General features: G+C 72.7%; 15 protein-coding genes. 11 read left to right on the top strand and 4 right to left on the bottom strand.

The window, feature by feature from the left end; translation table 11 throughout:
* Positions 1-27: 27 nt before the first annotated feature.
* The 5 genes from thrB to ELR47_RS18520 all read left to right on the top strand — a co-directional run bounded on the left by thrB (position 28) and on the right by ELR47_RS18520 (position 4,225).
* On the top strand, positions 28-1,011 hold the full coding sequence (gene thrB / locus ELR47_RS16235; RefSeq protein ID WP_130650832.1) for a homoserine kinase: 984 nt from the start codon (positions 28-30) through the stop codon (positions 1,009-1,011).
* 165 nt (positions 1,012-1,176) lie between these two features.
* A complete protein-coding gene (fsa, locus tag ELR47_RS16230) occupies positions 1,177-1,830 on the top strand; it encodes a fructose-6-phosphate aldolase (RefSeq protein WP_130650831.1) in 654 nt (217 codons plus the stop codon).
* 87 nt (positions 1,831-1,917) lie between these two features.
* The gene (gene rho / locus ELR47_RS16225; RefSeq protein WP_130650830.1) at positions 1,918-3,573 is read left to right on the top strand and encodes a transcription termination factor Rho; all 1,656 of its coding nucleotides are present in this window, start codon (positions 1,918-1,920) and stop codon (positions 3,571-3,573) included.
* A 152-nt stretch (positions 3,574-3,725) separates the two neighbouring features.
* Positions 3,726-3,929, top strand: coding sequence for a cold-shock protein (locus tag ELR47_RS16220; RefSeq protein ID WP_130650829.1), 204 nt, complete (start codon positions 3,726-3,728; stop codon positions 3,927-3,929).
* A gap of 140 nt (positions 3,930-4,069) precedes the next feature.
* Entirely contained in the window at positions 4,070-4,225 is a 156-nt protein-coding gene (locus ELR47_RS18520; protein ID WP_165404143.1) for a hypothetical protein, read from the top strand.
* On the opposite strand, the gene ELR47_RS16215 is transcribed toward ELR47_RS18520, so the two are convergent.
* From ELR47_RS16215 to ELR47_RS16200, 4 genes are all read right to left on the bottom strand, one after another.
* On the bottom strand, positions 4,213-5,088 hold the full coding sequence (locus tag ELR47_RS16215) for a hypothetical protein (protein ID WP_130650828.1): 876 nt from the start codon (positions 5,086-5,088) through the stop codon (positions 4,213-4,215). The two genes, ELR47_RS18520 and ELR47_RS16215, sit on opposite strands and share 13 nt — an antisense overlap.
* Positions 5,085-5,285: a PqqD family peptide modification chaperone gene (locus tag ELR47_RS16210; RefSeq protein WP_130650827.1), complete on the bottom strand. Its 201-nt coding sequence runs from the start codon at positions 5,283-5,285 to the stop codon at positions 5,085-5,087. Before ELR47_RS16210 ends, ELR47_RS16215 begins: the two co-directional genes overlap by 4 nt.
* A 74-nt stretch (positions 5,286-5,359) precedes the next feature.
* Positions 5,360-5,896, bottom strand: coding sequence for a hypothetical protein (locus ELR47_RS16205; protein WP_130650826.1), 537 nt, complete (start codon positions 5,894-5,896; stop codon positions 5,360-5,362).
* 266 nt (positions 5,897-6,162) lie between these two features.
* A complete protein-coding gene (locus ELR47_RS16200) occupies positions 6,163-6,900 on the bottom strand; it encodes a Bax inhibitor-1/YccA family protein (RefSeq protein ID WP_165404142.1) in 738 nt (245 codons plus the stop codon).
* A 440-nt stretch (positions 6,901-7,340) separates the two neighbouring features.
* On the opposite strand from ELR47_RS16200, the gene rpmE reads away from it, so the two are divergent.
* The 6 genes from rpmE to ELR47_RS16170 all read left to right on the top strand — a co-directional run bounded on the left by rpmE (position 7,341) and on the right by ELR47_RS16170 (position 13,192).
* Positions 7,341-7,547, top strand: coding sequence for a 50S ribosomal protein L31 (rpmE, locus tag ELR47_RS16195; RefSeq protein ID WP_130650824.1), 207 nt, complete (start codon positions 7,341-7,343; stop codon positions 7,545-7,547).
* 270 nt (positions 7,548-7,817) lie between these two features.
* Positions 7,818-8,795, top strand: coding sequence for an NAD-dependent epimerase/dehydratase family protein (locus tag ELR47_RS16190; protein WP_130650823.1), 978 nt, complete (start codon positions 7,818-7,820; stop codon positions 8,793-8,795).
* A gap of 102 nt (positions 8,796-8,897) precedes the next feature.
* Complete coding sequence (locus ELR47_RS16185) at positions 8,898-9,968, top strand: ABC transporter ATP-binding protein (protein WP_130650822.1); 1,071 nt, start codon at positions 8,898-8,900, stop codon at positions 9,966-9,968.
* A 121-nt stretch (positions 9,969-10,089) separates the two neighbouring features.
* Complete coding sequence (locus ELR47_RS16180) at positions 10,090-11,208, top strand: DUF1385 domain-containing protein (RefSeq protein ID WP_130650821.1); 1,119 nt, start codon at positions 10,090-10,092, stop codon at positions 11,206-11,208.
* A gap of 5 nt (positions 11,209-11,213) precedes the next feature.
* Complete coding sequence (prfA, locus tag ELR47_RS16175) at positions 11,214-12,299, top strand: peptide chain release factor 1 (RefSeq protein ID WP_130650820.1); 1,086 nt, start codon at positions 11,214-11,216, stop codon at positions 12,297-12,299.
* Entirely contained in the window at positions 12,296-13,192 is an 897-nt protein-coding gene (locus ELR47_RS16170; protein ID WP_130650819.1) for a N5-glutamine methyltransferase family protein, read from the top strand. The genes prfA and ELR47_RS16170 overlap by 4 nt, the downstream gene beginning before the upstream one ends.
* Positions 13,193-13,195 lie beyond the last annotated feature (3 nt).

Raw genomic sequence — 13,195 nt, 5'->3', positions numbered from 1 at the left:
GCGCCGAGCGGCCGGAGGGGTTCGAGCATGCAGACGTCGACGGCTGGGGCGACGGGGGTCGCGGTCACGGCCCGGGTCCCCGCGACCACGGCCAACCTCGGCCCGGGCTTCGACGCCTTCGGGCTCGCGCTGGCGTGCGAGCTCGTGGTCCGTGCCGTGCCCGGCGGCGACGGCCCACGGGTGACCACGCGTGGCGAGGGCGCCGGTGAGGTCACCGAGGGCGACGACAACCTGGTGTGGCGCAGCCTGGAGCGGCTGTGCGTGGAGCAGGGTGTCGAGCCACCACCGGTGCGGCTCGAGGTGGTCAACGCCATTCCCCTGGAGCGTGGGCTGGGCTCGTCCTCGGCCGCGATCGTCGCCGGCCTCGTGCTGGGCCGAGCCCTGTGTGACGTCCGCGTCGGTGACCGTCAGCTGGTCGAGCTCGCCACCGAGATCGAGGGGCACCCCGACAACGTCGCGCCGGCGCTGCTCGGCGGCCTGGTCGCCTGCGCGCGCGACGACGACGGGAGCCTGGTCGTGCGTCGTCGCAACCCCGCACCCGGCCTGCGTCCGGTGGCGTTCGTGCCGCAGGCACGGCAGGCCACGACGGCGGCGCGCGCCGTGCTCCCGGCCACGCTGCCGCGCGCGCAGGTCGCCGAGCAGGCCGCCCGTGCCGGTCATGTGCTGGCAGGCCTGCTGGGTGCATGGCCCGTGGCTGCCGGGGCGGCCGGCGACCGACTCCACGAGCCCGCACGCCTCGAGGTGATGACCGCCACCGGCGCCGTGCTGGCGGCGCTGCGCGAGCGGGGTCTGCACGCCTTCCTGTCGGGCGCCGGCCCCACGGCGGTGTGCCTGCTCGACGGGACCGCGGGTGTCGAGCTCGCCGAACTGGAGGCGATCGGCCGGGCGCACGACGTCACCGTCCGGTCGTTGCGGCCGGATCTGCGGGGCGCCTTCGCCTGCGCGGACGGCGGCTGCGCGCTCTCCGGGGTCCAGCGGACCTGTGCGCACTGCCCTCGTCAGGGGTTATGATGCGCCCCGTCGCCGCACCGATCGGTTGCGGACCGATCTTCTGCGCAGATCACCTCCCCGGTCGACGGGCGTCGACGTCCTTGCATCCGCCGCCGTCGCGCGGCGCCATTCGCCGACGCGCCCCGGGTGGGGACGAGCGTCCGCGTCCTTCCTCGGGAGCCATTCGTGAAGCTCTTCCTCGACACGGCCAACCTCGACGAGATCGCACAGATCAACCGATGGGGTGTCCTCGACGGCGTGACGACCAATCCGACGCTCGCCGCCAAGGAGGGCAGGGACTTCGCGTCGATGATCAAGGACATCTGCGCGGAGGTGAGCGGTGACGTCAGCGCCGAGGTCGTCTCCACCGACACGTCGAGCATGCTCGACGAGGCCCACAAGCTCGCCGACATCGCCGACAACGTCGTGATCAAGCTGCCGCTGATCCCGGCCGGTCTCGCCGCCTGCTCGCAGCTGTCCAGCGAGGGGATCCGGACCAACGTCACGCTGTGCTTCTCGCCGACGCAGGCGATCCTGGCGGCCAAGGCGGGCGCGACCTACGTGTCGCCGTTTCTGGGCCGGCTCGACGACATCGCCAACGACGGCATCGCGCTGCTGACCGAGATCTGCGAGATCTTCCGCGTCCAGGGCTACGAGACGGAGGTACTGGCGGCCTCGCTGCGCAGTCCCCAGCACGTCGCCCAGGCCGCGCTGGCCGGCGCCGACATCGCGACCCTGCCCGCCAAGGTGTTCGAGCAGATGGTCAAGCATCCGCTGACCGACATCGGGCTCGAGCGCTTCCTCGCCGACTGGGACGCCTACCTGCAGGCGATGGGCTGACCCGCTGACGGCCCAGCCGCACCGCCGCTGCCCACGCCGCGGCGGTGTCGCCGCCCGCTGCTCGACCGTTCGAACACGGAGACCCGTATGGACCGCTCGACGCTGGAGCGCAAAGCGCTCGCCGAGCTCCGCCAGATCGCCTCGGCCCTGGAGCTCAAGGGCTTCCAGCGGATGAAGAAGGCCGACCTGGTCAGCCTCATCATCGACGCCGGCGGCGCCGCGGTCGCCGCAGCACCCGAGGCACCGGCCGCCGGTGAGAACGGCGAACCCTCGCAGCCGCAGCTGACGCCCGACGAGTCGGCGGCGGCGGACGAGCCCGTCACGGAAGGCCCTGAACGTGTCCGGGCCCGTGCCCGGACACCGGAGCGGCCGTTCCGCCCTCGCACCGAGCCGCGCCCCGCAGGCGACGACGACGCCCCCCAGGAGCGCACGGGCCGCACCGGCCGCGACGAGCGCGAGGACACCCGCGGACGTCACCGCGACGGTGACGACGGCCGCGACGGGCGCGAGCGCAACGGCGAGGGCGAGCGGGCCCGGGACGAGAGCGACGACGACGCGGGCCGGGGCAAGCGCGACCGCCGCCGCAAGGGACGCAACGGCCAGGACACCTCGGACGACGCCGAGGTCCGCGAGGGCATCCTCGACCTGCTCCCCGAGGGGTACGGCTTCCTGCGCTGCACCGGCTACCTGTCGGGCAGCCGGGACGTCTACGTCAGCCAGTCCTTCGTGCGCCGCTTCGAGTTGCGCCGCGGGGACCGGGTCGCCGGGCCGATCCGTCGCAACAAGAACAACGACAAGTTCCCCGCCCTGGCGCGCATCGACGCCATCGAGGGCGAGGCGATCGACGAGCGTTCCCTGCCGCGCAAGCGGGTCGAGTTCAAGGACCTCACGCCGCTGTTCCCCGACGACCGCCTGGTCCTCGAGACCGACGAGTCGTCGCCGATCTCGATGCGCATCGTCGACATGATGGCCCCGATCGGCAAGGGGCAGCGTGGGTTGATCGTGTCGCCGCCGAAGGCGGGCAAGACGACGATCCTCAAGCAGCTCGCCAAGGCGATCGAGACCAGCAATCCGGACGTCCACCTGATGGTGGTGCTGGTCGACGAGCGTCCCGAGGAGGTCACCGACTTCGAGCGCTCCACCGACGGTGAGGTCATCTCCTCCACGTTCGACCGGCCGGCCGAGGACCACACCCAGGTCGCCGAGCTCGCCATCGAACGGGCCAAGCGCCTGGTCGAGAGCGGTCGTGACGTGGTGGTGCTGCTCGACTCGATCACCCGGCTCGGTCGTGCCTACAACCTGGCCACGCCCGCCAGCGGGCGCGTGCTGTCGGGGGGGATCGACTCGGCGGCGCTGTACCCGCCCAAGAAGTTCTTCGGTGCGGCCCGCAACATCGAGGACGGCGGCAGCCTGACGATCATCGCGACGGCGCTGATCGAGACCGGTTCGAAGATGGACGAGGTGATCTTCGAGGAGTTCAAGGGCACCGGGAACATGGAGTTGCGGCTCGACCGGCGCATGGAGCAGAAGCGCGTCTTCCCCGCCGTGGACATCCAGGCGTCGGGCACCCGCCGCGAGGACCTGCTGCTCGGACGTGACCAGCTCGAGACGGTCTGGAAGCTGCGTCGTCTGCTGTCGTCGATGGACAACGAGGCCGCGCTGCACCTGCTGATCGAGAAGCTGCGCGCGACCAGGAACAACGCCCAGTTCCTGCAGATGATCTCGAAGTCCAACCTTTCCTGACGTCCGGTTCGCCCACCGGTGCGGCGCGTCCGATCGATCAGCGCACGGGTCGAGGGCACGCTACGGTGGTCGACGTCGCGTCCGAACGGGGCCTCAGGTTCCGCATCTCGTCGAACATCCGGTTCGGTGCGCGTGCAGATTGGAACTGGTACATGCCAGAAGGCACCGTCAAGTGGTTCAACGCCGACAAGGGCTTCGGGTTCATCAGCCCGAGCGACGGCGGCGATGACCTGTTCGTCCACTTCTCCGCGATCCAGTCCCAGGGATACAAGTCCCTGGACGACGGACAGCGCGTCAGCTTCAACGTCGGTCAGGGCCAGAAGGGCCCGCAGGCGACCGAGGTCGAAGCCATCTAGGCATTCGACCGACGCGCGAGCGATCCGGATGTTCGGGCAGGTCATCGACCTGCGAGGACGACGAGATCGAGACGAGCCCCGCTGGCTGACAGCGGGGCTCGACGCGTTCACGGCAGGTACCGGTCGGGAGAGGAAGCCTCATGGGAGCCGAACAGCCCACGGACGGCCTGCGGGAGCTGGCGAGTGCGGTGCACGCCCTCGCCAAGGCGGTCGAGGTGCTCGCGCGGGCACAGGGTGACGTCGAGGCCGCCAACCTCGCCGGGGAGGCGAAGCGCGAAGCGCACTACCTCTGCTGATGCCCGGGTGAGCGTGCACGTCCGACGTTTCGCAGGACGTCGACGGCGCTCGTGAGCCCGTCCACCTGCAGGCGGGCGACGGCAACGGTGTGCGCGAGGCGGGAGAGCAGTGCCAGATCGCGACCTGGCTGCTCCTGCCGGCTGAACGAGCATCCGAGCAGCAGCCGGACCGCGTCGAGCGGGGCCACCGGCACGAGTCGGGACGCCGCACCCGGTACGTGGCGGGGGAGCACGACGGCACGGACGGGACGGCGCTCGCGCACCGGGTCGGGGACGGGCAACTGCCACTGGTCGGGCAGCAGTGCGGTCACGGCCGGCGGCGGATCCGGCCGGTGCTGCGCGAACAGCTGCCACGATCCTGGATCGAGCGAGATCGGACGCGCATAGGGCTGCACGGTCAGGTCGTCGTGGACGATCGCGTACTCGTCGCTGAGGTAGCCCCACCCCGCGTCGACCAGCGCGCGGACCAGCGTGCTCTTCCCCGACTCGGACGCGGCGGCGAACACCACCGCGCCGTCGCCGCGGTCGGCGACGGCCGCGTGCAGGACGCAGGCGCTCGTCGACCGGCGCGCCGCCTCGTTGACGGCGTGCAGGAGGTGGGCGAGTGGACGGGACGGCTCGTCGGCGCGGATCAACAGCCGATCGTCGGCGTGCAACGTCGCGGGTCGGGCACGCACCGCCAGTCGGTAGTGCGACGTGGGCACCGTGGTGCTCGCCGTGGCCAGCGGCGCGAGCACGGTGTCGAGGTGGCGCGTCAGGGACGGTTCGTCGGTGACGACCGTGAACGCGTGGGCGACGGCCAGGAACGGTCCGATACGCGGCTCGCCGGTCGCCCCGCCCCCGGTCGCCTTCCCCGCGGTCACGGGTCCCCGGCCAGCAGGCCGGCGTCGCGCAGACCGTCGAGCGTCGCGAGGAGCCAGGCGCGAACCGCGTCGGCGTCGGAACCGTCGGCCGCGTCCTCGACGAGCTCGTCGAGCGTGGCGGCGCCGTCGAGTTGCGCGAGCAGCAGGCCGGCATCGCGACGCAGCAGCAGCAGCTCGCTGGTGCGTGTGTCGAGCACCAGCACACCGTCGGTCGTCTCGGTGAGGACGACCGACGGCGAGCGTCGGGGCCGCCGCTGGGACACCGACCGGGCTACGGGGTCGGCACCGGCACCCGCAGCAGGTAGGTGCCGTCGGCCTCGGCGACGACGGGCGCGGAGCAGGCAGCGGCGGGGCCGCCGCTGACGGCGGCGTCCTCGAGCGCCACGTGCAGGATCTCGAGTCCCGCGGGTGGGGTGAAGCGCAGGCCGTCGTCGACGCCGAGCGGGCTGATCGTGCCGTCGAAGCGCTGGCCGTACAGGCGCAGCCCTCCGGTCCGCCCGATGGTCTCGTTCAGGCCCAGGCAGTCGTCGCTGCGGCCGAGGTCCTGCCACGCACCGCCGTGGTGGCGGAGCGCATAGACGACCCGTCGCGGTGAGGGGTCACGGAAGGCGACCTGCACGGCGGACGGGGCGCGGTACACCGGCGGCAGCGGTTGCGGCGGGGCGGCGACGTCGCTGGCGGTCGCGAAGGCGGGGATCCGGCCGAGCCCCTGCACCAGCGGTGTGGCGACACTCAGCGACAGTCCCAGTCCGGCGGCGCGTTGCAGCACGTCACGTCGGGAGAGCCCGTTGCCGTCCATCTCGGTCATCGCGTGCTCCCTCGTCGTCGTCGGCCCCCACGGGTGGCGCGACCCCCGCCGGTCCACGCGGTCGCGTGGCCGTCTCGTGCGCCGCCGTGGCCGTCCCCGCCGAACGTCGACGCTCCGCGCTGTCTAGCACCTCGTCCCTCCGCACCGGGGCCGGTTCGGCGCGACGTGCGCCCGGTGTGGCCGAGGCCCGCCTGGACCCGGCGAGGTGCCGGAACGCGACGACGGGCACCGGTCGCCCGGTGCCCGTCGACGAAGGTGGTGCGGTCTCAGCGGCGCATCAGCAACTGCAGGACATACCAGAACAGCAGCGCGATGGAGCTGAACAGGTGCATCGCGGCGATCACCTCGGTCCCGGGGGGGAACGACCGGTAGATCTTCTGCGTGTCGTACAGGATCGCGCCGCCGGCGAAGCCGATCATGGCGACCACGAACAGCGTGCCGAGGCCCGAACCGGTCAGCACACCGGCCACGATGGCGACGAGCGCGAGGATGCCGCCCCACTTGAGCAGCGTGCCGAGGAAGCTGAAGTCCTTCGAGCTGCGCACGGCGACCAGTGACAGTCCACCGAACGCCAGCACGGAGAGCAGTGCGGCGGTGCCGACGGTGCCCTGCAGCTCCGGCCGCTGGGTGGCGATGTAGAGCGGCGTCGCGAACAGCAGCGCGTTGGCCAGCACCAACAGGCCGTACCCGGCCCACTGCTGTCCGGGCGTCCGGGCGCTGACGCTCAGGCGACTGGCGAGCCAGGACACCAGCATGAAACCGCCCAGGATCAGCAGCCAGTTCGTGCCGACGACGAGTTCGTAGATGACGGCGGCCGGCGGCGTCGCGAACAACACGTCGCTGAGCAGCACGAACGAGATGCCGATGAAGGCGACGATGCCGAGCACCAGGTTGGTGTAGACCCCGCGCATGAAGTCGGCGCGGACGTCGACGGACTGCTGGGCGATCGGCGCGTGCGGCAGAGCGGCGCCCGGCGGCGGGGGCGGCGTGAACGACTGGCTCATGAAGGTTCCGTGTCTCCTCGTCGTCGGCGCGTCCGCGCCGGAGAAAGGGGAAGTCAGGTTCCGTAAGGCTACCGTTCCCGGCCCCGTTCGGACAGGGAATGCGCCACGGGGACGCAGGCAGCGCCGCACGACCACGACGTCGCGGCGCAAGCGCGACGTGCCCGCCGGTGTGGCGCGCATCGCCGCGGGGAATGTCGGACCGGTGCCGGTCGTTGGGTCGCACGTCGGCTCGAACCCCTGGCGGGGTGGTGCCCCCGACTGCTAACCTGACCAGGTGCGCGCCTCGGGCGCGCTGTCGTGTGAGCGGGCCGACCTCGCACGCGGGACTCCAGCAGCGTCCCGACTCGCGAGACCAGCACGCGTCTTCGCGCGCCCCCACACGAGTCGACCACCCCCCACGCCGTCCACTCCCGCGGTACCCGTGCCGCACGGAGGAACCCATGAAGCAGGGCATCCACCCCGACTACTCGGTCGCGACCGTCACGTGTTCGTGCGGCAACTCGTTCGAGACCCGCGCCACCGTCGACAAGATCAGCGTCGAGCTGTGCAACCAGTGCCACCCGTTCTACACCGGCAAGCAGAAGCTGGTCGACACCGGTGGCCGCGTCGACCGGTTCAAGCGTCGCCTGGAGAAGGCGCAGGGCTGAAGCCTGGAGAAGGCGCAGGGCTGAAGCCTGGAGAAGGCGCAGGGCAGGCCTTCTGATGCACCCGTTCGAGAACGCCGTCGGCGAGTCGCCGACGGCGTTCTCGTGCGTGGAGACGAGCTCGTCCAGCGACCGGCACGGTCGCGGCCGGGCCGGGCGTCCATCCGACGGGGGTGGGGCGCTCCGGATTCCTGTCAGGCGGCGGACCGTCGTCCATGCGCGGTGGACGCCGTCATGAGGCGGTCGGGCCGGACGAGGTGAAGGAACGGGAACATGACGACGTTGGTGACGGGTGCGACCGGTTTCATCGGCCACGAGGTGGCCCGCCAGTTGGCCGCCGCCGGCGAACGGCCGCGACTCGTGGTGCGGCGGCGCGCCCGTGGGCCGCTGCTGCACGGTCTGGACGCGGACATCGTCCATGCCGACCTGCGGGCGCCGGAGACCCTCGCGCGGGCGGTGGCGGGTTGTGACCGCATCATCCATCTCGCCGGTCGGGCGGTGTTCGAGCCGGCCCGCAAGCTGGTCGACTCCTTCGTGCACGGGACCCGGCACCTGGCCGAGGCGGCGGCGGACGCCGGCGTGGAGCACCTGCTGTTCGCCTCGTCGCTGTTGGTGCACGCACCGACCGACGAGCCGATCACCGCGGACACGCCGCCGGATCCGGTGACCGACTACGGCCGCACGAAGTGGTTCGTGGAGCGCAAGCTGGCCGCCTTCGGGGCGCGAACCGGGTTGGCGGTCGGCAGTGTCCGGCTCCCGCACGTCTACGGACCCACCGACCAGCTGTTCGGCCGGGTGCACCGGCGGGTGCTGCTCGTCCCTGGCCGCACCTCACGGCCGTACGCGCACCTGCACGTCACGGACGCGGCACGGGCGCTGATCCGTGCCAGCGAGCAGCGCTGGCAGGGTGCGAGCGCCATCGGTGACGCCCAGCCGGCCGGCTGGGACGAGGTGCTCGGTCACCTGCAGGCGCGCATGCCCGACCTGCGGGTGGTCCGTGTCCCGGAGTCGCTGGCCCGCGTCGGAACGACGCTGCTCGCGCCGGCGGTCGCGCTCCGGCGCCAGCCGACCCTGCAGACGGTCGACGCCGTGCGCAGTTGGAACTTCTCGATGCCGGTGGCTCCGGATGCGCTGTGGCCGCAGCTCGGCATCACCCCGCGGTATCCCACCTACCGCGAGGGGATCGACGCGACGCTCGACAGCTACGTGGCCTTCCGCTGGCGCCATCCGGTCGAGGACCGCTCACGCTGACGACGCGGTCTCCGGTGTCGCGGTCGTCGGCCGGGGCGCCGTCGCCGCGGACGTCGGTGACGCCGGCTGGCGCGCCCCCCCGGCAGCGGCGAAGCTGGGGACATGGACACGCTCGAACTGCGACGGTTGCGCCTGCAACGCCAGGGGCTGACGGTCCTCGACGGCGTGGACCTCACGGTGGCGGCCGGAGAACGGCTCGCCCTGCTCGGCCCGTCGGGGGCCGGCAAGTCGACCCTGCTGCGGGTCGTCGCCGGACTCGAGCCGCCGAGCTCGGGCGCGGTGCTGCTCGGAGGCGTCGACGTCACCTCGGCGTCGCCGGGCGAGCGTGACGTGGTGTTCGTCGCCGAGGACGCGCCGCTGCTCGACCACCTCGACGTCGAACGCAACCTCGGGTTCCCGCTGCGCGTGCGGCGGCGTCCGGCCGAGGAGGTCGCGGACCGCACCCGCGCCGAGGGTCGCGCGTTCGGCATCACCCACCTGTTCCGGCGCCGACCCCGCCAGCTGGCCGCGGGCGAGCACAGCACGGTGACCCTCGCGCGTTCGCTGGTCCGGCGCGGACGGGTCCTGCTCCTCGACGAGCCGTTCTCCCGACTCGACGTGCACCGCCGTGACGAGCTGGCGCACGAGCTGGTCGCGGTGCAGCAGGGGTACGGGGTCACGACCGTGATCGCGACCCACGACCAGCGCACCGCCGGGGTGGTCGCCGACCGGGTCGCGGTGCTCGACGGGGGACGGCTGCGGCAGGTGGACCGTCTCCAGGCGCTGTTCGACCGGCCGGCGGACACCTTCGTGGCCCGCTTCGTCGGTGAGCCCCCGATGAACCTGCTGCCGGGTGTGCTGGGCGAGCGGGTCGATCCGGGCGCGTCCCGGGTCGCGGTCGTGCCGAGCCGGCCAGGGTGGCGGCCGTCGGGAACGCTGCTGGTCGGCGTGCGTCCGACGGCACTCGCGCCCTGGCGGGCGACCGACGCCTGCCAGCTCGCCGGGACGGTGCGCACGGCGGCGTTCGTCGGCGCGGCCGTCGAGGTGCGTCTCGACACCCCGGCCGGCGAGGTCGTGGCGGTGCTGGCGACCCCGGGGCCGCGCGTCGGTGATTCCCTGACCCTGGGTGCGCCGGCGCGCGCCGTGCACCTGTTCGACGCCGTCACCGGTCGTGCCCTGCGCCACGGGGTCTGAGGCACGCGGGGCGGTCTTCGAGCGACCGTCCGCGGGTTGTCGCGGTGGGCCGACCGGTACCGTGCCCGTCGCGGGCACCGGTCCGCCGACCGCGCCGCCCTCCGTCCCGCCAGGAACCCGTGTGAGCTCCGACGTCTCCCCGCTCCGGCCCGAGCCGCTCGCGGCGGCGCCGCACTACTACGGCGGTCAGGCGGTCATCGAGGGCGTCATGATGCGCGGCGCCGACCGCTGGGCCGTGGCGGTGCGCCGGCCGGCCGGGGACATCTGGCTCGAGTGCCACGCCGTGTCCGACCTGCCGCAGCGACGCCCGATCCTGGGCAAGCCGCTGGTGCGCGGTTGTTACGCGCTGGCGGACTCGCTGGCGGTGGGCATGCGGGCGCTCGGCATCTCGGCGACGCAGGCCTTCGACGACGAGGACGGCGAGGAGGAGCTCGGCGGCGGCGCGATCGGGGCGTCGCTGCTGGTCGCCCTGCTGCTGTTCGTCGGCATCTTCATCTTCCTGCCCTCGGCCGGGACCAAGGCGGTCGACGCGCTCGTCGGCGGCCACCTCGGCGACGGTGTGTGGTTCCACCTCGTCGAGTCGTTCGTTCGCATCGTGATCTTCCTCGGCTACCTGTGGTCGATCTCGCTGCTCGCCGACATCCGACGGGTGTTCCAGTACCACGGCGCCGAGCACAAGACCATCGCCGCCTGGGAGCACGGGGAGACGCTCGAGCCGGAGACGGTCGACCGCTACTCCACCCTGCACGTGCGCTGCGGCACGAACTTCCTGATCATGGTGATGCTGCTCGCCGTGGTGATCTACACGCTGGCCGGGGTGCTGGTGCCGCCGCCCGAGGGTGCGGGCCTGCTGGTCAGCATCCTCTACCACGTCGCGCTGCGGGTGGTGCTGCTGCCGGTGGTCGCGGGGCTGGCCTACGAGGGCTTGCGGCTCGGCGCCGCCAAGGGCGAGCACCCGCTCGTGCGGGCGTTGATGCAGCCCGGCCTGTGGCTGCAGCGGATCACGACCAAGCCGCCGACCCGCGACCAGATCGAGGTCGCCATCCGCTCGTTCGAAGCGGTCGTGCCGGCCGAGTTGCGCGAGGGCCGGGTCCCCCACACGCTGGACAGCCCCGTCGTGCTCGCCCGCGACGGCCTGCCGGTGACGCTGTCCGACGCCGACGTGCGCGTCGACGGCGCCCCGGCGGTGACCCCCGACCGTGGGACCGACCCGGCCGATGCGCCGTTCGACGAGGGCTGATCGACGTGTTCGACAAACTCGACCAGCTCGAGGCGCGCTTCCGCGACCTCGAGGCACAACTCGCCGACCCCGACGTGGTGTCGGACGGTCAGCGCTACACCGTGGCGGCCAAGCAGCACGCGGAGCTCGCCGAGGTCGTCGCGGCCTACCGTGCCTGGCGCGACACCGGTGGGGACGTCGACGCCGCGCTGGAGATGCTCGCCGAGTCCGAGGGTGACGACAAGGCCATGGTCAAGGCCGAGCTCGACGAGCTCACCCAGCGGCGGGGTGAGCTCGAGGACCGCCTCCGGCTGCTGCTGGTCCCGAAGGACCCCCACGACGACAAGGACGTCATCGTCGAGATCCGGGCTGCCGCCGGTGGTGACGAGGCCGGCCTGTTCGCCGCCGAGCTGCGCGACATGTACCTGCGCTACGCCCAGCGCCAGGGGTGGCGCACCAACGTGCTGTCGGCGTCGGCCTCCGGGATCGGCGGGGTCAAGGAGGCGATCCTCGAGATCGCCGGCGGGGACGCCTACGCCCACCTCAAGCACGAGTCGGGGGTGCACCGCGTCCAGCGGGTGCCGGCCACCGAGTCGCAGGGGCGCATCCACACCTCGACCGCGTCGGTGGCCGTGCTGCCCGCCGCCGAGGAGGTCGACGTCGAGGTCAACACCAACGACCTGCGCATCGACGTCTACCGCTCGTCGGGCCCGGGCGGGCAGAGCGTGAACACCACCGACTCGGCGGTGCGCATCACGCACGTGCCGACCGGGCTGGTGGTCGCGTGCCAGGACGAGAAGTCCCAGCACCAGAACCGCGACAAGGCCATGCGCATCCTGCGTTCACGGCTGCTGCAGGCCGAGCAGGAGCGCCAGGCCCGGGCCCGCGCCGACGATCGGGCCGGGCAGATCGGCACCGGGGACCGCTCCGAGAAGATCCGCACCTACAACTTTCCGCAGTCGCGGATCACCGACCACCGCATCGGGCTGACCGTGCACAACCTCGCCGACGTGCTCGGTGGGGAGCTCGACGCGGTCGTCGCGGCGCTGCGTCAGACCGAGCGCGAGCACCGGCTCGCCGCGCTCGAGGACGGCGACGGACACCCGGCATGACGCCGGTGGACCGCGCGACCGTCGAGGCGGTCGCCGCCCGTCTCACCGCTGCCGGCGTGCCCACCCCCGCCGTCGACGCGCGTTGGCTGGTCGAGCACGTGGTCGAGGTGGCCGGATCCTGCACCGGGTGCGGTGCGGCGCTGCTCGACGGACTGGTGGCGCGCCGGGCCGCACGCGAGCCGCTGCAGCTGGTGCTCGGCCGCAGCTGGTTCCGTGAGCTCGAACTGCTGGTCGCCCCCGGCGTGTTCGTGCCGCGACCGGAGACCGAGATCGTGGCCGGCGTGGCGATCGACGAGGCCCGTGGGCTGGACGCGCCCATCGTGGCCGAGCCGTGCACCGGTACCGGCGCGATCGCCCTGTCCGTGGCCGTGGAGGTACCCGGTGCGCGGGTGGTGGCCACCGACCTCGACGCGGCGGCGGTGGACCTGGCTCGCGACAACCTCGGGCGCGTGCTGGCCGGCGACGCCGGCCCGCCGCTCGTCGCCGACCAGGTGGAGGTCCTGCCCGGCGACCTGCTCGAACCCTTGGCACCCAAGCTGCGGGGGCGCCTGGACGTGCTGGTGTCCAACCCGCCGTACCTGCCGGCCGCCGACCGCGGCAGCTGGGAGCCCGAGGTGGGTGACCACGACCCCGACCGGGCACTGGTCGGTGGTGTGGACGGCCACGAGGTCGTCGACCGCCTGCTCGCCCTCGCCGTCGACTGGCTGCGGCCCGGGGGCCTGGTGGTGCTCGAGATCGACGACCGGCGCGGCGCCGACGCCCGCACGGCGGCCTCCGCGGTCGGACTGACCGACGTGGCACTGGTCCACGACCTCACCGGCGCCGAGCGGGCGGTCGTCGCCCGGCGCCGTCAGGAACGGCCCCCGACGTCGGGACACCCCACGCGCGGCTAGCGT

The organism is Egicoccus halophilus, assembly GCF_004300825.1.
Lineage (GTDB): Bacteria > Actinomycetota > Nitriliruptoria > Nitriliruptorales > Nitriliruptoraceae > Egicoccus > Egicoccus halophilus.
This window is presented reverse-complemented; position numbering and strand designations above follow the sequence as displayed.